This window comes from Verrucomicrobiota bacterium, from assembly GCA_016200005.1.
Lineage (GTDB): Bacteria > Verrucomicrobiota > Verrucomicrobiia > Limisphaerales > PALSA-1396 > PALSA-1396.
This window is the reverse complement of record JACQFP010000039.1, coordinates 30,038-52,151: the sequence shown is the minus strand read 5'-3', so window position 1 is coordinate 52,151 and position 22,114 is coordinate 30,038. Positions and strand designations below refer to the sequence as shown.

Here is a 22,114-nt window from a genome sequence, read left to right as displayed (position 1 = left end):
GGCTGTCTTTACAAAGGCCCTTGTTGGTGCGAGGCCGTCAGCATTCCACCTACAATGGCACGTCATGTCGCCGAGATGCACCTTGAGCCAGCCTGCCTCTGCCAGCGCTGCTTGTCTGCCGTGGCACGCCACGCGGCGATATCCGACGACGCTGAAACCGTCCTGTGCCGCGTGCGCGCTGAGGTTTGCGGAGTTCAGCCGGCCAAATCTGGAGATTTCTATCTTGATGAACACGGAACAATCGTGTTCACGGCAGTCTATCACTTAAAGCGCCGCTACTGCTGCGGCAACGGCTGCCGTCATTGTCCTTTCACCCATACCGTTCCAACCGCATGAGTATTCTCTCTGACAAACAAATCCGTCGCCTGGCCGTCGAGCAACGGATGATTGAACCATTCATCCAACGCCAAGTCCGACAACTTGATAACGGCCAACGTGTCGTCAGCTACGGCCTGTCGAGCTACGGCTACGACTTGCGCGTGGCGGACGAGTTCAAGGTTTTCACCAATGTCTTCAACACTGTCGTTGACCCAAAGAACTTCGACGCGAAGTCCTTCGTGGATTTGCAGGCGGCGGTTTGCATTGTGCCGCCCAACTCGTTCGCGCTTGCCCGGAGCGTTGAGTATTTCCGCATCCCGCGAGACATCCTCACTATTTGTATCGGCAAGAGCACTTACGCCCGCTGCGGCATCATCGTCAACGTGACGCCTTTTGAACCGGAATGGGAAGGACACGTCACGCTGGAAATTTCCAACACCACACCGCTGCCCGCGAAGATTTACGCGAATGAAGGATTGGCGCAGGTGTTGTTCCTTCGCGCCGCTGCGGTCTGCGAAACTTCCTATGCCGACCGAGGCGGAAAATATCAGAAGCAGCGAGGAATCACAACGCCACTTCACTGAGTTCTCGCCACCGGTGGAGTAACTTGCTTCAGACGATCACCACAATCTGTAGTAATCCCACATTCCTAATTTGACCGTGAGGAACAGCAAGTATCGCAAACAGTGTCTCCCCACTTTCTCGTGCTGTTATGAAAATGACGGGCACTAAAACGGGCACTAAAAGTGTTGGAAAAGGCTGATGATTGTAGGCGATTGTTGAGAATTGTAGGCTTGATTACAGGGTCCAGCGGTGTTAATGTTCTTACAAGTGCAGCACTTAGAGAAGTTTCCGCTGTCGAACGGTTTAGGCGGGGTTTTGGATAGATGAGAGACCTGCTCGATTCCGACTCCCGCCTCCAGCCTTTTTGCTGGGTTTTTGGAGGCAAAAGCGTCGAGTTTCAGTGAAAGTTTCAGTGGCTGGCGGACTCCGCCACCATTCGGATAAAACTGAATTGACTCGCCGACAACTCGCCAACGCAGGCGGATCGTGGCGGTTCGGCACCCTTGTCCAAGACCAGATACTTGTAGCGCACCTTGTATCGTTCGGGCGACTCTTGCCACTCGATCGCCCGCCGCCCGATGGTATCGGTGGAGACACTGAGTTTCTTTGCGGCCTCCTTTGCGGAAAGCCAAATGGTGATGGTGATACGGTTCGTGGAAAAATCCCTTCGCCTCAAGGCTCTGGTGTTCGCCGCGATCTCTTGGGAGTGAGGTTCGGTTGGCGGTGTCAATTTCTTCACGCCACTGGTGTTTGACGGCGAACTGTCTTCGAACGTGCCGCAATTCAACAACCCAAATGAATTCGGCAAAAAAAGGTGCGTCAACGGCTTGATCCGGTGAAACAGCACAAGGCGACGCTTATGTCGCAAGTGACTCCAAGGTTGCATCGAGGTTGGGATATTGTCTGGATGCCGGGCCTCGTGATGCGATGCAGCAGGCCCGGCCACGAGCGCTTGCGGTTCGCGCTCTACGTGCGCAACGACAATCGCAAACCCGCGCCTCGCAAAACTCATCGCGACTTGCGGCCCGGCCGACATTGACGACCCGCAACCCGCGGTCACATTGATGATGCTCGACGAAAATTGACCCCTCCCATATTTTGCGCCGCTGGATCCGCGAGAGGGTTCAGCGGCCGGCCTTTGTTGGGGACTCGCGCGTCCTCAAACCCCGGCGCTGGGCCTCACTCCGGCCCGAGCCCATGCCGAAGGGCAAAGCCCTCTGAACTCCTTTTCCGGTGGCTTCTACGCTCTGCGCCCCTTCCGATTGCCGGACAGGAAAGTGTTTCAATTTTCGACTTGATGATGGGAAAGGAAGAAATGTCGGGGCAGCGGAGGGTGGAGCGTTGAGAATCAGGTGCAGCTTCGATAGATACATTACAAGCTAGGGACCCGCACTTCGGGACAATTACCGCCGAGCCGTTGAGACCTACACCCCGCCCGCCCCTAAAATGGAAGCAAATGCCCACGCATTTTGCAGAGCGAGTCCACGAAACAGCGGAGTCCAATCAGGTCGCGCCCGCTGAGCAGGGCGGCGCATTGCTTTCCTCACCTACGAAAACCCCAAGCGAACCGCCGACGCCGATCGAACGGCTGGCCTATTCCATCCAGGAAGCCGCCGACCTGTTAGGCGTGAATTACTTCAGTGTGTACCGGCTCATTCAGCGGGGCAAATTGAAGCCCTGCCGCGCGTTGCGCGGCAAACTCCTTGTGCCGCGCTCCGAACTGCTCAGACTCTTGAAGGCCGACTGAGCCCCCTCAGTCAACCCAACGCCCGGCTCACAACCGGACGCGAAGAATAATTCCTGAACCTGTCGGCGATCCTGCCGGGAACCTCTCGCCGAAAAGTGCCGCAAGACGTTGACCCCGCGGGTTGAAGATTCCTCGGGTCCACTGTCACGCATCTCCCTTCGCGCACTCGGTGAAAACAACGCTGCAAAAAGCGCTCGCTTATTTTGAATTCCGGCACTTTCAGCGGGGGAAAGTTCTATACTGCTTTTCTATACTATTCGCGCTTTTTGGAGCCAAAAGGAGCTAATCAAAATAAACGCTGAACACGAATAAAACCCTTGTAAACATTGAGCGAATCAGCGATTTCACATCATAGCTAAAGATGGCCAAAAGTGCGTTTTACAATTTCGAGTCAGGTGCCTTTAACCACTCAGCCACCCTTCCCGCCGTGTCGGAGTAATCAGTAATGCATCCCACCTGCGCTGCCAATGTTATTCGCGAACACCGTTGAACCCGCCGGTGCGCCAGGCCAGTCCAGGTTTAGGCGGTTGAATGAAGAAGCCTTCTCCCCGCATTGAGGCAGGGAGAAGGCTTACGATCTTTGGTCGCGTTTACTCCGGCAGCAGGGCGACGCGATAGTAGGTTTGGTCGCCGCCAATCGGCACCGTCATGCTGGTGTCCGGATCGGTCGCGGCCACATCGCCCAAGTCCGTCCAGACGGCTCCGTTGACGGAACTGTTGGACTGCAGCCGGTAGGTTCTTCCGGGCACGGACGTCCAAGTGACGGTTGCGTCAGTACCGCTCAGTTGAATGTCCTCGATGATCGGTTGCACCTCGGCGTCGAGCGCCATCAAGAGAAAGTCTTCGGTCGCGGAAGCGACGCCTGCCGGACCGATGCCGCTTGGTCTGGCGCCCGGCGCAAGGTCAACAAACACGTCGAAGAACGAGTATCTTGCACCCATCGGCGCAGGCGGGATGGGAACCATCATCGCTCCGCCTGGCATCAGGTATGGCATGTCGAATTGCAGCGGCGCTGAACCCATGGGATTCCGATTGACGCCGGGCATCATCATATCCAGACCCGGTGGGTCCATGAACCACTCGACGTGTCCTTGGTTCAGCATCAACGTACCAGGGAAGAGGTCGTTGGCGAATGTCAACATCCCGCTGTTGGCCAGCACATGCGGGTTGACCTGGATGGGCTTGCCGATGACGACGTTGCCCTGCAGCCAGCTCATCGAGACGATTTGCGGGTCGGGCGGTGTACCGGCCATTTCAAAGCCGACATGGCTGACTTGCCCGTTGGTCACCAGCTTGCCAGACCATTGAAGGAGCGTGTTGCCTCCGGCATCACCGGACTGGAAATTCGGCCACGGCGTGCCTGAAGCATTGTCATCGTAGTGCCAGGTGACTTCGTGAATGCCCGCGACGACAATCTGCAGGCCGTCGGCGGTTTGTTGAGTCACGTTCCGCAAGTCCTTGTTCAGACCTACGACCGGGAAAGTCCGGATCGCGAAAGACAAATCCAAACTGTTGCCTGGCGGGTTGGGATCGTGGAGATCTTTCCAATCACCCAGCGCATTGTTGTTGGGGCCAAGATGCCCATAAACGCCGTCGTCTTGGAAGTGGTTGGTGGAAGTCTTCCAGCCGAACATAAACTGGTTGGTGTCTGTAAAGGCACAAACCGACAGCCAGAAGATCTTGCGGCCATTGAATGGCGAACCATCTTGGAACCAGCATTTCTGGCGCGGATAAAAGTCATAGCGCCAGATTTGAGTGTCGTTCCCAATGATGCCGCCGGGAGGGGGAATGTCGGGATCGTAGAACTGCTCCCGCACATTATCTACATCCAGGCGATACTTGTAGCGGAGGAACGAGGCGGCGGCGGAAGTGGATTGAGGCGGATAGAAGAGACTGCTGCAGCGCAGTTGTCCCGGATGGCTGGGAGTAACGCCGGTCGCGTTGGTCACAGCCGGCACGTCATCCCATAGACTCAGTTGAAATATGGTGTTGGGGTCCACCTTGTCGTTCAACCACGAACCCCAGACCGTGATGCCGCGGATCGGGCCGCGAACACGGCACGGAAAATCATCCGCCAAAACTTTCGGATAGGTGGCGCGCACATCGATGCCGTTGGTGGACGGATCGGGCCACTGGACCCATTTCGGTTTGTGTTGCGGGTCGCAATCAATGGGTGGGCCATTCTGGAGGCGGAACGAGAGATCAAGACTGATGCCGGACCTCGGGTCATGAAGGTCTTTCCAATCATTGACCGGCCCACCCGCTGCGGTGACATGACCATAAACGGCGTCGTCGTTCCAGTGATTGGTCGAGGTCTTCCAGCCAAACTGGTGGCCGCTGGTCGTCCGGGCGATGACGGAAAGCCAGTAAACCACTGGCTGGTTGGTGGAGCCTCTCTGGCAGAAGGGCAGTTTCGGAGTAAAGTTGTAGAGCCAGATCTGGTTGTCAGGCCCCAAGAACGGTGGCGTCGGATTCGGATCGTAGAATTGCTCTGGTCCCGTGGAATAGACCCCAAACGTGTAATCCCCCGCGCTAAAAGTAGCCGTCCACAACAACTGCCCGGGATGGCTGTAGGTGATGTTTGCGCCCGCGGTACTGGCTCCCGCTGGAACATCACTCCAGATGCCGAGCGTGAATCGCGTATTGGGATCCACGTTGTCGTCCAGCCAGGAGCCCCAGACCTGGATGTTGGTGATCTGTCCGGCAGATTTGCAGAGGAAGTCGTCGGCCAGAATATTCGGAAACGTGTCTTGAACGTCGAGTCCCTCGGGTGACTGGTCAGGATACTGTACCCACTTGACCGGCGGTTGTGGCGGCGGGTTGGTGATGACCTGTGGTGTCGTCAACACAAAAGAAAGGTCGAGACTGATGGGATTGGCGGGACTATTTGGGTCACGCAACTCCTTCCAATCCGACACATTCCCGCCAGTATCCGGATGTCCAAACACCGCGTCATCGTTCCAATGATTGGTGGACGTCTTCCAGCCAAATGCCGGTATGCCGGTCGGCCCCGCGGACACTGAGAGCCAGTAAACCACCGGTGCCGTCGGCGTTCCCTGCTGCCTAAAAGCCCCGGCTGGATCCGGATAGAAATTGTACTGCCACATGATGGTGTCATTTCCCATGATGCCTTGGTCTGGATTCCAGAACAGTTCGTGTGCTGACTGCCACGCTTTCACTTGGTATTGGCCCGGACCGAACGTCTGTGTCCAAAGTCGTGTTCCGGGATGGCTGGGCACGAGACCGCCAGTAGGGCTGTTGGTGGCCGGCACGTCCGACCAGAAGCTCAAGGTGATAACTGCATTAGTGGCTGGCTTGTCTCCCAGCCAGGACGCCCAAATGTGGATGTCGGTAATCGGCCCGGTTTGCTTGCACAAAAAGTCATCCGCCAGGGCGATCGATTGCGCTCCGGGAACCGGACTGGCCAGCACATCAATGCCTCTGTCGGTTGGATCCGGATACTGGACCCATTTGGTCGCGTTGGTATTTGGCCAGTGCGCCCATGCCGCGGGAGTCGTCAAGGCCAGCAACAGAGCGGCCGCTGACACGAAACCCGGCAAAGATTTCACGAAGGACGTTCTTGGAATTTTCGAGATGTTCATAGTGCTGAAGGGTTAATGATGATTGTTTTCTTCCTCTCGGATTGGCGTCGTTCGTGCAGCACGACCTCAACCCGTTTCCCTGTGCCCCCGGCGGTTGAACTAACCCGTCGGCGTATGTCTGCGTCAGAAACCATACGATCGACTGGCGTTGTTGGAATACCCGTAACCTCACCAAATGTTCGCGTGGCTGTCAAGCAACATTTTCGCGAAATTTTACGAAGTCACGAACTTGTCATCGCCGCGTTACTGGATGGCGGGAACTTCTGAACTCAAATCACTCCAATCGGTCTCTCGAACAACGAATACACCGCATTTGAAATCATGCTCCTTCCATTCCGCGCCTACGTCCACTCACACAGCGACTCGACGTATGCGGCCGAGCCGTCGCGCAGCCAGCCATCAAGCTGGGCTTGATCCTTGAGTTGCTGTCCGCGCAAGCGCGGCACCACCACAAAACGGGTCTTGAGCTGCGGGAGCGCTGTCATGTCCACCCACAGTTTTTCAAACTGGCTCACGGGAAAAACATCCTCCTGCCCATGGCCCCAGCGTTTCTTCACCTCCTTGATCGTGACGTAGGTCGGCATCCGCGCCGCCAACGCGCGGACGGCGGCGGCGACTTTTTCCGCGTTCACCAGATCGCTGCGGGTCAGGCCGAAGGCCGTCAACAACTGGTCGATGTCAATCCAGCAGGTATTCGAGTTGTAATAACTGAGCGTGAATTCAACTTCCTCCCGCGGCATAGCCAGACCCTCGACGAGCCGCACCTGGCCGTTGACGCAGGCCAACCCGCCGCCGCGGTCCTCCAGTCGCCGCGCGATGACTTCAAACGTGAGGCCACCGCCTTCCGCCATGTGCTGACCGAAGACTGCCGGATCGGCGTCGGTGCCGAGCGTGTCAATGTTGTGCATCATCAGATGCTTCAATTGGGGCCGTTCGGTCAACAGACGCGCGAGCACGCCGTTGCGGAGCAGGTTGGGAAATTCAAACCAGTGGCCGACCGGATGCAGGCATTGGGCGGGAAGGTTGTCGGTGTAGTCGTTGCCCTCGCCGGCCGAGCGTGCCCAGCCAAGCAGCGCGGCGTGGAGGCTGTCGTGGACCTTTTGCTGCTGTTCATCGAGCATTTGCTGCGGCATTTCCTCCCAGAGAAAACGCAGGTCGCGAACCATCGGCACCATCCGCAAACCGATGGAGCGGCCAGGCGACAGCAACAGCGGGCCGGGATAACCATAGTTGCCTTGCTTCGCAAGATAATCGGCGGTGGCCTGATGCGTCAGGTAACTGGTGGTGACGATGTGCGGCAACGGGTGGTCCACCATTCTGCCCATGCGCCGGCTCTTGGCCAGATGCGTTTCGATGAATGTCCGGTGCTCGCCGCCCAGTCGGCAGAAGGGATGCAGCGCTTTCACCACGCCGGCACCTTGCGTCCATCGGCTGCCCACACCGGCGGCCAGCGTGACGATGCCCAACTCACCGCGTGCCAGCGCCGCGAGACCAGCCTCGCGATACTGCTCGGCGCGTCCATCAATCACGCTCAACACATCGCCATCGCCCACGTCACGGATGTCGGTGCTGGGGGGGAGACGGTTTTGCGCCAGTCCGATGCGGCCCGCTTTGAGGTCGTCGCTAATTTGATCATGTTGAGCGCGGTCGAAGCCATTTTGTTCGAGCAATTCGGCAAGGCTTTGTTGCCGGCCAGCCTCCGTCTTAGGTTGGGGCAGCAGGCGGTCAAACAGCGTGGACATCATGCCACCCAATTCGGGTCGAGTGTGGCAGGCGGTGCTGAACCTGCCCATTTCCACACGGCGTTCAGCCGGCAACGTCTGCGGCTCGGCCCGCAACCAATGAGGAACGTGGATCGAGTAATACGCGGCGGGCAGCAATGCCTCCGGCCCGGAGAGCAGATCGGCCCAGGTGCCGCGTTCATTGATGGCAAAATCATAAACGACCGGCTCCATTGCGAACGGCAGGGCGTGTTGCAGTTCGCGCTTGGTCTCCGACATGATGATCAGCAGGCGCTCCTGTGCGCGCGCCTTGTGTGCCGGTTCAAAAATAAAACCCATGCCGCCGCCAGCCATGCCTCCAAGCATCCAGAAGCCCCAGAAATCTTTTCCGAACTCCTCGCGCACGCGCCGGATAAGCGTCTCCGTGAAAAAGTTGCTTGCCCAAGGAATGATGGTTTGGATTGGTTCATGGAAATTGCGCGTCACCAGCGCTCCGACCCGTGGCACATCACCGGCTCGCAACGCCTCCAGGAGGTCATCCAAAATGCCCATGGCCTGCAGGCGGCCCTGCCACTCGGCATCGGAGCGGAGGAGATATTTTTCCGTGACCATCTCGAGGATTGGCCCGACGTTTTGGGCCATGCCGCCGTGAACCAGAACGAGACTCTCCTGCAGCCGGCGCCGGGTTTCCGGTGAGGCATCGTGCTGATCGAAAATGCGATGTGTTGGCATCAAGCGGCCCCGGCTGATGCCAAATTCCGGATCATCCTCGCCTGCCAGCACGCCACAAATGAGTTTTATGCCCGGCCACACGCCGCCGGAATCCTGCCAGCCACCACCGGAACCGCCGAGCCATTCACCGAGCAACGCGCGCGCCATCACCAGCCGGCGTTCGTCCTCTTGCAACGTGCCGTCCAACGATTTCGCCTGACCCGTTGCGCGCATGCAGACTGAAATCAGCGAGGCCAACAGATTCGTGGAAACGGCCAGCCGCGAACCTTTGGGGATGCTGTTGACGTTGGAAACAATTTCCAACCCGCGGCCCGTCCCGACGACGCGCGCCAGCAGATCCGCGAGTTTCTGTCCCGAACCTTCGATGCCGGGCGGCACAATGCCCGCGGCGATGACGGCCGCCTTGAGCAGGCCGAGGTAATCACGCGCAAAATCGAAGACCTCCGTGAGGTTGTTGATGTCCGCGCTGGCGCCAAGATCGACGCTGGTCAGCCGCAAGACCGGTTCGCCGATGACACGCAAAAACACTTCGATGGGCGGCCGCGGTGAAGCGTCCCGGCCATGCACGCCAAGATCGATGGACACGTTAAGCACACGCGCGCCCTCCGGGAAATCCATGCCCAGAAAGAAAATGTCGCTCCAACCACTGTGGCTGAGGTCCATCCGCACCGGTGTGCGCTCCCGCAAAATCGGGTAGCTACCGTCGGCGTCGCGCAGTAGCAACTCAGGACGGATGCGCAGAGGATGATCCGTCGGATGGCCCATGCGGAACATCCACTGGTTGCCACGAACGGAGCGGACACTGCGACGCACCTGATCGGCGAGCGTCTGGAAGGCGAGCCGTTGATACGCCGCTGCCAGGGCGCTGGAGATGGCCTGGCTTGGGCCTTGGGTGCTTTGCGCGGTGAGAAAGTGGTCAATCGCTTCGGCGAACCGGCGATGCAACAAGTGCTCGAAACCCGAAAAAGGAATCAAGCCGCGCTGGCCAATGCCGGACCGGGCCGGCAAATGAAATCGGTGAGTCGCATACAAAAAAAACAAAGCCCGAACGCGCTCGTACAGGTTGTCACTGTGTCGGCGGAAGTTGTCGAGTTCGGCGCAAGCCGCCAGGAGTTGTTCAGCCGACGCGTCGCGACATACGGAATCGAGTGAGCGGTTCCGAATCGCTGGGTCGGTCGAGGTGATGATCTCAATCAGCGTGTTGGCCATGAGCAATGAATCATCACTTGGCACTGAGCGCTAGCAACTCCACCAGACCGGCAAGAACTTCATCGCGGTCTTCGCCGCTGAGCGCGAGCGCCAGTTGCGCGGTGAGCAGACCGTATTTGACGCCAATGTCAAAGCGCCGACCGTCCAACTCACAGGCCAGGTAGCGTTCATTCTCTGCGAGTCGCGCGAGCGCGGCGCTCAGTTGCACCCTGCCTTTTTCGCCCGCCTTGGCAACATCCCCCTCAAGCAGCGACATGACCCGCGGTGTGAGGACGTGCATGCCGAAGAAGCAGAGGTAGTGGCCGGCGCGCAAACCGGGCACGATCAGCCTCTGTTCGGCTTCTGTGGGTGTGGGCTTCTCCACCACGTCCGACACTAGATAAATTCCCTGGCGGGCATCGGCCAGCCGGCCGCCCACCGTGCCGTAATGCGGGAGCTTGCTTTCGTGCGTGGCCTGCACCGCCGAGACCGTGCAGGCTTCTCCAGCGGCGGTTTCGACCAGTTGCTGCGCGCAACGCTTCGTGCTCCGGCTGATGTAAAGGTGATCTCCGACCAGCAGCAGGAAGGGCGCTGCGCCAGTGAACTCGCGCGCGCACCAAACGGCGTGGCCATAGCCCAATGGGCGGGTCTGCTCCACGAATGCCAATCGTTTGCCGTGCGCCCCGGCGGCGGCGCGGTAGGAATTCTGGTCGCCAGGGTTGATGACCACACAAATGTCGTCGATGCCCGCCTGGACGGATTCTTCCACGATGATGGCCAGCGCGGATTTCGTCTGCCCGTCACGATCCACCAGAGTTTGGAGCGGCAGCGAGCGTTGATTTTGTCCGGCGGCGGTGATGACCGCTTTCTTTATTTCCATCTTGGTTTCCTTTGCGGTGGGTTGTGAGGCAGGCACGGAATATCAATCCGCAGCACTGCGCCGCTCCACGCTTCGGTTCAAGGGCTGCATATTTAGGTGCTTCATTCCTCAATCGCCAGCAAAATATCCATGACAACACTCCTTTTCGGATTCGCTCTTAGGCGCGTTTGCCGTGGAAATGAACCGCGATCTGCGGATCGATCCCTTTTGTGCGGAAGTCGGCTGGCCCTTGAACTGTTTGCGCGCGGAGTTCGTTGCCGACTATCAATCGTTCGTCCGTGCCAAGCGAACTTGCTCCCTGACGACTTGCTGCTATTCTCGATCTGTGAACACGAGCACTACGACCCGCATCCTCACCAGCACGGTCGGTTCGTATCCTGTGCCCGAATGGCTCGCGGCTCTGCCCAGCGAACAAGCGGTGCTCGACGCCACGCGCGTGGTCTTCGACTTGCAACGTCAGGCCGGCATTGACCTGCCCACCGACGGCGAATTGTATCGCTTCGATGTCAACCACCCCGACACGAACGGGATGATTGATTATTTTGTCAGTCGGTTGGGCGGCATCCGTTGCGACGTTGGCCGGCGTGAGACCAATGCTTTTCGCGCGAAACCGGAGATGCGCTTTCGCGGCAAACCGGCTGGTGTTGTCACTGGTCCGATCACTGAAGGCGCCTTGAACTTGCCGGAAGACTGCGCGCGCGCCGCGAGCGTGGCAGGCGGGCCGTTCAAGTTCACGCTCACCAGCCCCTACATGCTCGCGCGCACGTTGCTGGACGAGCACTATCAGGATTTGGAGAAGCTCACGCTCGCCATCGCCGACGCCCTGGCCGCGCAAACCGGCGAGTTGAGTTGCGCTTGCGTGCAAGTGGACGAGGCCAACATTCCCGGCAATCCCGCCGACGCGCCGCTCGCCGCGACCGCGATCAATCGCGTGCTGGACGCCGTGCGCGGGGAAAAGGCGGTGCACTTTTGCTTTGGCAACTACGGCGGGCAGACGATTCAAAAAGGCACGTGGGCCGCGCTGACCGCGTTCCTCAACAGCCTTCGTACCGACCACCTCGTGCTCGAACTCGCCCACCGTCCGCCCGAGGACCTCGACGCGCTCAAGGCCGTGGACGCGCGCATCGGGCTGGGACTCGGTGTCGTGGATGTCAAGGTTAACCGCATTGAAACGCCGGAGGAAGTCGCCCGTGCCATCGAGCGCGCGGAGAAAATTCTCGGGCCGAATCGCGTGCGCTACGTGCATCCGGACTGCGGCTTCTGGATGCTCAAACGCTCCGTAGCCGACCGCAAAATCGCCGCGCTGGTCAAAGGTCGCGATTTGTATTTGGGACGGAAATGAAAAGCTTCCTGCTGTTTGCGCTTTTGGTGGCCCTAACCGGGTGCACAACAGTGGAGCAGCGTATTCCTTCAGGCACTTACCTTGAAAAAGGAACTTCCAACTTCATTCACATTTCTGGTGATCATTTACAGCTTCATATCAAAGGGATCGACGCCAGAGATAGCCGTGGTGCTGGCCTGGTATTCCCATATGCCCTTTGGTCGGACGGGCGTGTCGTTATTATCGTATCGCGTTCCGCTGAACTAATGTATGGGTATCCTGCACTTGATTATCATTGGAATGGAGAGCGGATTTCTGCAAAAGATCCCAAGTCAGGTTCACAATGGGAATTTGTGAAATGAAGTTTTATGGCCATCTTCTCCGATGAACTATCGATTTACGATTTCTCCCTTTGAATTCTTCGTCCGGCACACGCGGACGCGATTCCCGTTTCGCTATGGTATCGCAAGCATGACCGAGGTGCCGCACCTTTTCGTCCGCACGCGAGTCACGGTTAGCAGCAAATCCTTGTTCGGCCTCACCAGCGAGGGCCTCCCGCCAAAGTGGTTCACGAAAAATCCGGCCACGACCTTCGAGCAAGATTTGCCCGAAATGCTCGAAGTCATCAGCCACGCGGCGCAACTCGCGGAGCAAATCGCGCAATCGCCGATGACGTTTTTCGACTTCTGGCGCGAGTTGCATCGGCAGCAAAGTGAATGGGCCAGTTCCCGTTCGCTCGCGCCACTGCTGGCGAATCTCGGCGTGAGCCTGGTTGAACGTGCGGTGCTGGATGGGTTGTGCCGGCTGGCAGATCAACCGTTGCATCGCCTCATCGCGACCAACCGGCTCGGGTTGCGTCTGGGAGAAATCTACGCCGAACTGGACGACGCCCAACCGCGCGATTTGCTTCACGCGACGCCGCTGGATGCTTGCTTCGTGCGGCACACCGTCGGCTTGGGCGACGCGCTCACGCCGGCGGACATTCCGGCAAACGAGCGCGTGGAGGACGGCCTGCCACAGGACGTGGAGAGTTCAATTCGCGCCTACGGCTTGCGTTACTTCAAAGTCAAAATCTTCGGCGATGCCCAACGGAATTTTCCCAGACTGCGCGACTTGAGCCGTGTGTTGGAACGCGAAACCGGCGGAAATTGTTTTGTCACGCTCGACGGCAATGAAAATGTCAAGAGCTTCGCAGCGTTCCGCGAGTTCTGGCAATCGGCCTCCACGGACATGAGTCTCCGGGAGCTGTGGCGGCACATCCTCGTCGTGGAACAACCCGTGCATCGCGACCACGCGTTGAGCGACGAGGCGGGCGCGACGTTGCGTGCTTGGGGCGACCGTCCGCCGCTCATCATTGACTAATCCGAAGGTGCGCTCGGCGACGTGCCGCGGGCGCTCGGGTTGGGTTACGTCGGGACGAGCTACAAGAGTTGCAAGGGCATCGTGAAGGGTGTCGCCAACGCCTGCTTGCTGGAGCATCGGCGGCGACGCGGCGAACGCGTGGTGCTCACGGGTGAAGATTTGTGCACGCTCGGACCAGTCACTTTGTTGCAGGACCTGGCCATGATGTCACTGCTCGGCATCGAACACGTCGAGCGCAACGGGCATCATTACTATCGCGGTCTGAGCCTGTGGCCGGAGGAATGGCAGCGTGAAACGTTGGCCGCGCACGGCGACCTTTACGCGCCACATCCGCAAGGCTTCGCCTGTCTGCAAATCCGCGCCGGTCGCCTGGCGCTCGGCTCGGTGAACGCTGCGCCTTTCGGCGTCCGGCCAGCGTTGGACCCGTCGCGATTCCCTGTGCAACCCATGCCTTGAGCATCTTCAAAAGCTGGTACGGCTGAAGCATCAGTAACGTCCACCTGGCTTCGCAGCGCCAACCACAACTCCGGTTCATTGACGAATGTCATGCCCAACCTCTCTTGGCCGTGGGTGCTGAAGCACATCACGTATTTCTCGAAGCCAAATACGTACAAACACTTCAGACACGTCTCTTCATCGTGATGCAAACTTTTACTTCACCTGAAGCAAAAGTTTGCACAATGATTTTCGCGCAGAACGGGTGGTTTGTCGTCGGCCCTTGGTGTGCCGGGAACCTCAGCATCTCTCATCCTTCTGCCGATGGACCAGCGCGGCGAGGATTGTGTCCAATACGTGATCGAGTTGTTTGCTCGCGTCCTCCGCCAGGAAGCGCAAGACGAAGTATCCGTTCTGTTGCAGCAGCGCATCCTTTCGCCGGTCGCGCCGATAAGCTTCGGCGTCGGACAGATGTTGCACGCCGTCCAGTTCGATCACCAGGCGGACCTCCGCACATAAGAGGTCCACCTCCATCCCGCCACTCCCATCAAAGGAAATCGGCAGGTTCTCATTCAGGCGGAAACGGCCGGCTGTTTCGGGCAGCGTCTGCAGCCGCCGATACAAGAATGCTTCGCTGGCGCTTCGGGCGCGGCCGGCCCCTTCGGCCTCCAGGGACAGGGAACGCGCGGCATGGACGAACAGATTCGCCAGCGGTGCCTCCACGCCATCGCGAATGAGCCGGCGAACACTGGCGGAGTAATCCCGTTTCCATTCCGGATCAATCGGCAGCGGTACGGTAACCGGCCATCCCGGCACGGCGCTGGCGGGCAACAGAATCGTGTAACCGAGCGCCTCGTAACCGCGGCAGCGCCGGTCGAACATCCGCGCCAGCATGGGAACGTCCAAGTCCGCGTAATCATAGACCCGCACTTCGCGTTTGCCTTCGTGGAGGCGATGGAGCCGACCTACATACTGGGCGATTGTTCCCCGCCACGAAACCGGCAGCGCGAGGAACAATGTGTCGAGACGCGGGTCGTTGAACCCTTCGCCAATGAATCCTCCCGTGGCCAGAATCACCCGACCGACGGTTCCACCCATTGCCTGTGCTGACGAATCCTTGTCCCACCTGGGACAAGGATTCGTTGCCACTCGGTCAAGAGCAGCTTGTAGTTCTTTCCTCCCCATCCCGCCTTGCAACATAATCACGTTTGGAATGTCGGACGACAGTCGTTCCGCCAGGTGCTGCAAATGTTCCGTCCGTTCCGTGAGCAACAAGGGCGAGCGACCTTCACGCACCGCTCTCAACACATCGGCACAGATCAATGCGTTCCGCCGCTCGTCATTCCACAATGCCTCATACAGCCGATGAAATTCCACGCGCTGATCTGGCGCGGGCGTTTCCATCGAACGGAATCCAGTCGGGCGAACGAACACTTGATGAGTGAAGGGCCGCGCTGCCGCCTGCCTTTTCGCATCCACCCGATAGCGCACCGGCCCGCACTGCATGAAGATGATCGGGTGATGCCCGTCTTTGCGGGTGACGGTGGCCGACAGGCCGGTGATGAACTTCGCCTTGGCCCGCCGCGCAACCAGTTCAAAGCTGCGGGCGGACAGATGAGGACATTCATCCACCACCAGATGGCCGTAAGTCGCGACCCGGTTGTCCACGGCGCCTTTGCGGACGAGGCTTTGCAGCAGCGCCACGTCCAGGCTGCCCGTGAGTTTTTTCCGCCCGCCGCCGAGCCGTCCAATCGTTTTTGTCGGCACGCCCAGGAACGTGGACAAGCGCTCGATCCACTGCTCCAGGAGTTGCTGGCGGTGAACCAAAATCAGAGTGTTCACGCCACGTTGAGCAATGAGCCAGGCCGCGAGCACGGTTTTGCCGAAAGCCGTCGTGGCGGCCAGGACGCCGGTATCGTGCGCCAGCATCGCCTTGGCAGCCGCCTCCTGTTCGGGGCGCAACGCACCGTGGAAGGACCCGTCCAGAGGGGTGCGGTCGCAGCGTTCATCGCGGACAACAGATTTGATTTTCAGTGTGTGAACCAGTTGCTGCACACCCTCGAGGCAACCGCGCGGCAGGCCGTAATGCTTGGGGTAATCTTCGGCGCAATGGATGATTCTCGGCTTGTCGTAGGTCGGCAAACGCATGGATTGGGCGCGATAGAACTCTGGATTTTGAAAGGCCGCGAGCCGGAGCAGCCGATTGCGAAGTCCCGGAGGAAGGTTCTCCTTGCCAACATAGATTTGATCCGCGAGGACCAGTTCGACGCTCTCCGGCAACGGCCCGATGATGGGCGGCGCTTTTTGGCGACGCGACGGTGGCGTGGTCCACGGAGCATTGTCGTCCCCGTCAGCCGCTGCCACGCGCACCCCGATGATCCGCCCGCGCGATTCCGCATCGCGCACCACCGCCTCGACCCTTGCGCGGCTGATTTTCCGCACGGACGCCAGGAAGGACCACTGATCGGGATGCGGCTGGAATTGGGCGTCCAGGAAGACGGCGTTGGCCCGTTGCCGCGCGAGCTTTTGCAAAGGCAGTGCGATCAAATTCCCAAACCCGCCTTTGGGCAATGTGTCCTGATTGGGGAAGATCCGATCATAGGAGCCGAGGCCGATCTCGGGACGATTCTCCATTGTCTCGGTGAGGATGTGCGAACCCAATTTACGCGCGAGGCTGGCGGAGAGGGCTTCCTCAAAGAAAAGCCAGACATGCCCGCCGTTCCCCGAGCGCGAGCGTTCCAAGGCCGCCGGCAGTTCGAGCCGGTGACAGGTTTCGCGGAACGCGCCGGCATCCTCCTGCCAGCTTTCCCGGTCGAAATCCGCCGCCAGGAGAAAACAAGTTTCATCCTGGAGCATCGGATACACACCCATGACAAAAATGCGGCCCTGATCATCGTGGCCAGAAAGATGCCAGCGAATCACATCATCGGTGACCGGCAGGAAGCGCCGGTTCGGGCAATCGGCGCACTTGATTCGTGGTTTCTCACACACGCCCCTCACCCATTCATTGGCACAAGCCGGCGCGTAGCCGGCCTTCCCGGTCTTGCGGCTCTCGAACCGGCGTGGATAAACATCCGATCTTCCGCGAAACAGCGACCTGAACAATTCAATCTTCGCGGCGGATGGAGAAGTGTTCGTGACCACGCACCGCACCATAGCCAAAACCCGAAAGGCCGTCGAGTGCCGCCGCCCATGCTAGCGATGGATTCTTGTCCCACCTGGGACAGAAATCCGTATGGCTTTCGTTGCCGGTTTCCTGCAAACTGACGCCCATGAAATCCAAGACGGAAGAACTCCTGAATTTTTTGCTCTGGTCCGCAGACAAGCTGATGCGGCCGACCTTTCGCAACTTCACCGATTCTTACGAAAGCTGGGCCTATCGAAATGGACTGCAACAGCAGCTTTCAGTTTTGAAGAAAGGGGAATTGATCGAAGCCCAGGCAGGCAGTTCGGATGAGCGCATTTATCGCCTCACCGCCCAAGGACGCCTCCATGCGTTGGGCGGGCGCGACCCGCAGGTTCGGTGGTCGCGTGAATGGGACGGGCGATGGCGCTTGGTGTTGTTTGATGTTCCAGTCGCTCGCGACAGCCATCGCAAGCGGTTGCGACGTTACTTGCACGACCGAGGTTTCGGATGCCTTCAAGGTAGCGTCTGGGTCACACCTGATCCGTTGGAGGAGGAACGCCAAATTCTCGTCGGCGCAAAGATTGACGTAGAATCGTTACTCCTGCTCGACGCGCGACCCTGCGCCTGCGAATCCGACGCGGAAATCGTCACCGGCGCTTGGGACTTCGAGCGCATCAACCGGCGTTATCTTCGATTGATAAAAATCTTGGACGAACAGCCAGACGGGGCGTTGCGGAGTGAAGCAGCAGCGAAGGCATTGCTGCGCTGGGCGACGGTTGAACGCGATGCCTGGCTGGACGCGGTGACGGATGATCCGCTGCTGCCGGAACGACTTTGGCCATCCGGTTACCTGGGGCAATCGGCATGGCAGCGGAGAGTTGCGGTTCTGCGGCAGGCTGGATCGCAACTGCAAACCTTCACGTCGGGCTGACAAAGCCGGTTGATGAATTATTGTCCCAGGTGGGACAAGAATTCATGCAAGCAAAAACCTTCATCGACAGCGGCACTGAGAACGGAATTATCCGCGTCGCTCCCGCCCGGCGGTCAGAATCTCCGCTACTACTTCCGCCTTTGGCTTCGTGCCTTGCGGGCCGCCGTGGTGCAACCGCACGGAAACTTGTCCGGCCTCCATGTCGCGACCGCCGATGACGAGCATCGTGTGAACGCGCAATTGTTCCGCGTTGGAAATCTTCGCCTTAAACGGCGTTGCGCTGAAATCCGAATCCACGCGGACCATGCTCGCGCGGAGTTCGGCCACGATGGGCTTGGCGTAGTTAATCAACGCTTCGTCGTCGTTGAGCGTGATGACGCGCACCTGATCCGGCGCGAGCCAGAGCGGGAAGTTGCCCGCGTAATGCTCGATGAGGAAGCCGATGAACCGCTCATGCGTGCCGAGCGGCGCGCGATGGATGCACAACGGCGTCTTGTTGGAATTGTCCTGGTCGCGGTAGGTGAGGCCGAAGTCCTTGCGGACGGACACCAGCGGGCAGGGCGAAGTCCCCGCCCATCCGGCTCGGACTTAGTGACGATGGTGAATTCGCGGCCGATGGCGCTCCGCACCTGCACGTCAATCTTCGGCCCGTAGAACGCCGCCTCGTTGGCGACCTCCACGTAGTTGATGCCGGATTCGATCAACACCTTGCGCGTCACATCCCGAAGGCTTTCGCGAACTCGCGCGGGTCGTAGTAAAGCTTTTGCTCTGCCACTTTTCCATTCACTACGCGAATCCAGTCGGCGAACGACGAAGTAAAAGTTCCGCCCGCTGGTGTGCCGAGCGTCATCTCGTAAATCGAGCAGACGTGTTCTCCGGTTTCAAACTGCTGGAGCATTCTCATGCTCTTATGGAATTTCAGGAACGGGCCGACCGTTGACAGATATTGACTCGCACCCGAAAGGCGCATGAGCGGCCCTTCAAAGGTGATGTTGTCTGCAACCAGAGCATCCAAGCCCTGACCCTGCTTGTTGTTGCACACGTCATAGAAGTGATTCACTGTTTGACTCGCGGTTTTCATTTTTCTTTTTGCCGGTTGATTGTTTCGTTGGCGGTGTCGAATGACTTGCTTTTTGCAAGTCGTAATAAAAGTGCCGGATGGCTTGCCTTTTGCAAGCCGATTTTTAATCATGGAAATGCTGAAATGAAACGGACAACGCGATCTCACTGCCCCATTGCATTCGCGCTCGATATTTTTGGCGACAAGTGGAGTTTGCTGCTCCTGCGGGATTTGCTTTTCAAAGACAAACGGCACTACAGCGAGCTGCTGGCAGCCGAAGAGGGGATTTCCACCAACATCCTGTCGGAGCGGCTGGCGCGACTTGAAGCCGAGGGTTTGATCGCAAAATCACGAGACCAGAGCAACCGGCGACAATTCATTTACTCTCCGACTCAAAAGGGACTGGATTTGCTTCCCGCCCTTTTAGAAATCAGTTTGTGGTCGGCAAAATACGACCCCAAAACCACAGCGCCGCCAGCCGTTATGCGCCGCATCCGAACCGACCGCGATGGTTTCATCCGTGAATTGGCGGCGCGCTTTACCAACCCAAATCCCAAATCCTGACTTATGGCTTACGATGAACAACTGGCGGAGCGCATCCGTCGCGGTTTCTCCAAGTCGCGAGTGCGGTTTGAGGAAAAGCACATGATGGGCGGGCTTTGCTTCATGGTGGACGGGAAGATGTGCGTAGGCGTCGAGAAGAACCGCCTGATGGCGCGCATTGATCCAGCGGTCTATGACACCGCGCTACGTAGGAAAGGTTGCGTGCCGATGGATTTTACGGGGCGTCCGATGCGCGGTTTCGTGTTTGTCAATCCAGCGGGACTGGCAACCGATGGCGAGTTGGACGACTGGCTGAAACTTGCCTTGGCATTTAATCCGAACGCGAAAGCCTCGAAAAAGAAATCCGCGCAGAAACTGATTTCACCCTCTGACAAGCGAGAAACGAAACCTTCACGCCAGCGCAGAGGTTAAACCGCAACAAAGGCGCGTCAGGGAAACCTCACTCCACATCGTTTGCTTTACGCCCTGCGCTCCTTGATGCTCGCCAGAATATCCGCGATGACTTCCGCCTTCGGCTTCGCGCCTTGCGGACCGCCGTGGTGGAGACGCACGCTCACTGCGCCGGCTTCCATGTCGCGACCGCCGATGACCAGCATCGTGTGGACGCGCAATTGTTCCGCGTTGGCAATCTTCGCCTTGAACGGCGTCGCGCTGAAATCCGCATCCACGCGCACCATGTTCGCGCGCAGTTCGGCCACGATGGGCTTGGCGTAGGCGATCAACGCTTCGTCGTCGTTGAGCGTGATGACGCGCACCTGATCCGGCGCGAGCCAGAGCGGGAAGTTGCCCGCGTAATGCTCAATCAGGAAGCCGATGAAGCGTTCGTGCGTGCCGAGCGGCGCGCGATGGATGCAGAGCGGCGTCTTGTTTGAGTTGTCCTTGTCGCGGTAGGTGAGGCCGAACCGGGCGGGCACGGCGAAGTCCACCTGGTTGGTCGCCAGCGTGAATTCGCGGCCGATGACGCTCCAGACCTGCACGTCAATCTTCGGGCCGTAGAACGCCGCCTCGTTCGGCACTTCCACGTAAGGGATGCCCGAATTCTTCAGCGTGTCGCGGACCATGTCTTCGGTCTGCTTCCACAGCGCCGGTTCGTTGACGAACTTGGCGTTGTCGCCGGTCAGGCGCGACGGGTCGTGCGTGCTGAAGCGCATGACGTATTTCTCGAAGCCGAAAATCTTGAAATACTTCAGATACATTTCGTTCACCGCGTTGAACTCGGCGGCGAACTGCTCCGGCGTGCAATAGATGTGCGCGTCGTTCATGTTGAGCGAGCGCACGCGCATGAGGCCGAACAACTCGCCGCTCTGCTCGTAGCGGTAATTGCATCCGTATTCGGCCAGACGCAACGGCAGATCGCGATAGCTGCGCGGCTCAGCCGCAAAAATGCGGTGATGATGCGGGCAGTTCATGGCTTTGAGGTAGTAAGTTTCCGGCGGAGAAAGCTCGCGGAGCGCTCGCTTCACCGACTCGAATACGGATAACTGTTGAGATACTTCTGCGGGAAGAGACTTCGAATTCCGGTACTCGGCGATGACCTTTTCCATCAACTCCACGGGCTCACCATGTTTCGCCATTTCCTCACTAATTTGGCTTGCCGCCCAACCATAAACGATGTTGGAAGCCGCACGTAGCGAGTTCGTAAGTTCGTGTCGTTTTTCTGCCAGTTCGTCGAGCTTCATCGGCGGAAACATGCTTTCCTTGTAAAGCACCGGCAGATGCCCGCTGGTGAGATACATTTTTTCTTTCGCGATGTGCGGCGTCTTCACGCGCACATAACCGGCGGCGAATTCAGTTTCCTTCGCGAGCTTCTCCAGTTCCTCCACGATGGCCGTCCCTTTCGGCAACCAAAGCGGCAGTCCCGGCCCGACAAACTCGGTGTCAATCACGAACAGCCCCATCTCCGCGCCGATCTTGCGATGGTCGCGGCGCTTGGCCTCTTCGAGCATCTTGAAATACTCGTCGAGCGCGGTCTTGTTCTTGAACGCCGTGCCGTAGATGCGCTGGAGTTGCGGGTTCTTCTCGTCGCCCTTGTAGTAGGCGCTGGCCACGGTGGTGAGCTTGAACGCGCCGATGTTGCCGGTGCGCATCACGTGCGGCCCGGCGCACAGGTCAATGAAGTCGCCGTTCTTGTAGTAAGTGATCTGCTCGCCCTCGGGAATGGCTTCCAGGTTGCCGATCTTGAACTTGCTCGGATTGCCCGGTCGCTCGGTCAATCCGCCGAGCCGTCCGCTCTCCGAGTCCTTCATCGCCTGTTCGCGCGTGACGACGATTTTCTCGAACGGATGGTTTGCTTTGACTTCCTTCTTCATCTCCTCCTCGACCTTCGGAAAATCTTCGGGCGAGATGCGGTGCTTCAAATCAACGTCGTAGTAGAAACCATTTTCCACCGGCGGCCCGGCGGCGAATTGCGCGTCGGGCCACAGGCGCAGGATGGCGGTGGCCATGACGTGGGCGCAGGAGTGTCGGATGCGCTCCAGCTCGGTCATCTTGGCGCGGTCGTCTAAAGTTTTGCGTTCGTTTTCCATAGATTCCAAAAGTTTAACCGCAGATGGACGCAGATGA

18 protein-coding genes are annotated in these 22,114 nt (G+C 58.7%); 10 read left to right on the top strand and 8 right to left on the bottom strand.

Annotation, left to right across the window (positions count from 1 at the left end):
• The first annotated feature begins 75 nt into the window (after window positions 1-75).
• Window positions 76-336, top strand: a complete 261-nt coding sequence (locus HY298_14610; GenBank protein ID MBI3851487.1) for a hypothetical protein — start codon at window positions 76-78, stop codon at window positions 334-336.
• On the top strand, window positions 333-902 hold the full coding sequence (locus HY298_14605) for a dCTP deaminase (GenBank protein ID MBI3851486.1): 570 nt from the start codon (window positions 333-335) through the stop codon (window positions 900-902). The genes HY298_14610 and HY298_14605 overlap by 4 nt, the downstream gene beginning before the upstream one ends.
• A 389-nt stretch (window positions 903-1,291) precedes the next feature.
• On the opposite strand, the gene HY298_14600 is transcribed toward HY298_14605, so the two are convergent.
• Window positions 1,292-1,894: a hypothetical protein gene (locus tag HY298_14600; protein ID MBI3851485.1), complete on the bottom strand. Its 603-nt coding sequence runs from the start codon at window positions 1,892-1,894 to the stop codon at window positions 1,292-1,294.
• A gap of 444 nt (window positions 1,895-2,338) precedes the next feature.
• Between HY298_14600 and HY298_14595 the strand changes: the two genes are divergently transcribed.
• Complete coding sequence (locus HY298_14595; GenBank protein MBI3851484.1) at window positions 2,339-2,629, top strand: helix-turn-helix domain-containing protein; 291 nt, start codon at window positions 2,339-2,341, stop codon at window positions 2,627-2,629.
• A gap of 590 nt (window positions 2,630-3,219) precedes the next feature.
• Here the strand turns inward: HY298_14595 and HY298_14590 are convergent.
• From HY298_14590 to HY298_14580, 3 genes are all read right to left on the bottom strand, one after another.
• Complete coding sequence (locus tag HY298_14590; GenBank protein ID MBI3851483.1) at window positions 3,220-6,231, bottom strand: hypothetical protein; 3,012 nt, start codon at window positions 6,229-6,231, stop codon at window positions 3,220-3,222.
• Between the two features lie 341 nt (window positions 6,232-6,572).
• A complete protein-coding gene (locus HY298_14585) occupies window positions 6,573-9,893 on the bottom strand; it encodes a UTP--glucose-1-phosphate uridylyltransferase (protein ID MBI3851482.1) in 3,321 nt (1,106 codons plus the stop codon).
• Window positions 9,894-9,906: 13 nt separating this feature from the next.
• Window positions 9,907-10,752 (bottom strand): UTP--glucose-1-phosphate uridylyltransferase, encoded by an 846-nt coding sequence (locus HY298_14580; GenBank protein ID MBI3851481.1) that lies wholly within the window; start codon window positions 10,750-10,752, stop codon window positions 9,907-9,909.
• Between the two features lie 178 nt (window positions 10,753-10,930).
• Between HY298_14580 and HY298_14575 the strand changes: the two genes are divergently transcribed.
• From HY298_14575 to HY298_14560, 4 genes are read left to right on the top strand one after another with little or no spacing between them, the layout of a single operon-like run.
• A complete protein-coding gene (locus tag HY298_14575; GenBank protein MBI3851480.1) occupies window positions 10,931-12,094 on the top strand; it encodes a cobalamin-independent methionine synthase II family protein in 1,164 nt (387 codons plus the stop codon).
• Entirely contained in the window at window positions 12,091-12,435 is a 345-nt protein-coding gene (locus tag HY298_14570; GenBank protein ID MBI3851479.1) for a hypothetical protein, read from the top strand. Before HY298_14575 ends, HY298_14570 begins: the two co-directional genes overlap by 4 nt.
• A gap of 22 nt (window positions 12,436-12,457) precedes the next feature.
• A complete protein-coding gene (locus tag HY298_14565) occupies window positions 12,458-13,435 on the top strand; it encodes a hypothetical protein (GenBank protein ID MBI3851478.1) in 978 nt (325 codons plus the stop codon).
• 21 nt (window positions 13,436-13,456) lie between these two features.
• Window positions 13,457-13,891 (top strand): hypothetical protein, encoded by a 435-nt coding sequence (locus tag HY298_14560; GenBank protein MBI3851477.1) that lies wholly within the window; start codon window positions 13,457-13,459, stop codon window positions 13,889-13,891.
• Window positions 13,892-14,170: 279 nt separating this feature from the next.
• On the opposite strand, the gene HY298_14555 is transcribed toward HY298_14560, so the two are convergent.
• The gene (locus HY298_14555; protein ID MBI3851476.1) at window positions 14,171-17,026 is read right to left on the bottom strand and encodes a DUF559 domain-containing protein; all 2,856 of its coding nucleotides are present in this window, start codon (window positions 17,024-17,026) and stop codon (window positions 14,171-14,173) included.
• Window positions 17,027-17,142: 116 nt separating this feature from the next.
• Between HY298_14555 and HY298_14550 the strand changes: the two genes are divergently transcribed.
• The gene (locus HY298_14550; GenBank protein MBI3851475.1) at window positions 17,143-17,928 is read left to right on the top strand and encodes a hypothetical protein; all 786 of its coding nucleotides are present in this window, start codon (window positions 17,143-17,145) and stop codon (window positions 17,926-17,928) included.
• Window positions 17,929-18,015: 87 nt separating this feature from the next.
• Here HY298_14550 and HY298_14545 read toward each other — a convergent pair whose 3' ends face one another.
• Window positions 18,016-18,477: a hypothetical protein gene (locus HY298_14545; GenBank protein MBI3851474.1), complete on the bottom strand. Its 462-nt coding sequence runs from the start codon at window positions 18,475-18,477 to the stop codon at window positions 18,016-18,018.
• Between the two features lie 166 nt (window positions 18,478-18,643).
• On the bottom strand, window positions 18,644-19,009 hold the full coding sequence (locus HY298_14540; GenBank protein MBI3851473.1) for a nuclear transport factor 2 family protein: 366 nt from the start codon (window positions 19,007-19,009) through the stop codon (window positions 18,644-18,646).
• Between the two features lie 123 nt (window positions 19,010-19,132).
• Here HY298_14540 and HY298_14535 point away from each other — a divergent pair, with 123 nt between their 5' ends.
• Window positions 19,133-19,552: a helix-turn-helix transcriptional regulator gene (locus tag HY298_14535; protein ID MBI3851472.1), complete on the top strand. Its 420-nt coding sequence runs from the start codon at window positions 19,133-19,135 to the stop codon at window positions 19,550-19,552.
• Window positions 19,553-19,555: 3 nt separating this feature from the next.
• Complete coding sequence (locus HY298_14530; GenBank protein MBI3851471.1) at window positions 19,556-19,963, top strand: TfoX/Sxy family protein; 408 nt, start codon at window positions 19,556-19,558, stop codon at window positions 19,961-19,963.
• Window positions 19,964-20,010: 47 nt separating this feature from the next.
• On the opposite strand, the gene HY298_14525 is transcribed toward HY298_14530, so the two are convergent.
• Window positions 20,011-22,077, bottom strand: coding sequence for a threonine--tRNA ligase (locus HY298_14525; protein MBI3851470.1), 2,067 nt, complete (start codon window positions 22,075-22,077; stop codon window positions 20,011-20,013).
• Between the last annotated feature and the right edge of the window lie 37 nt (window positions 22,078-22,114).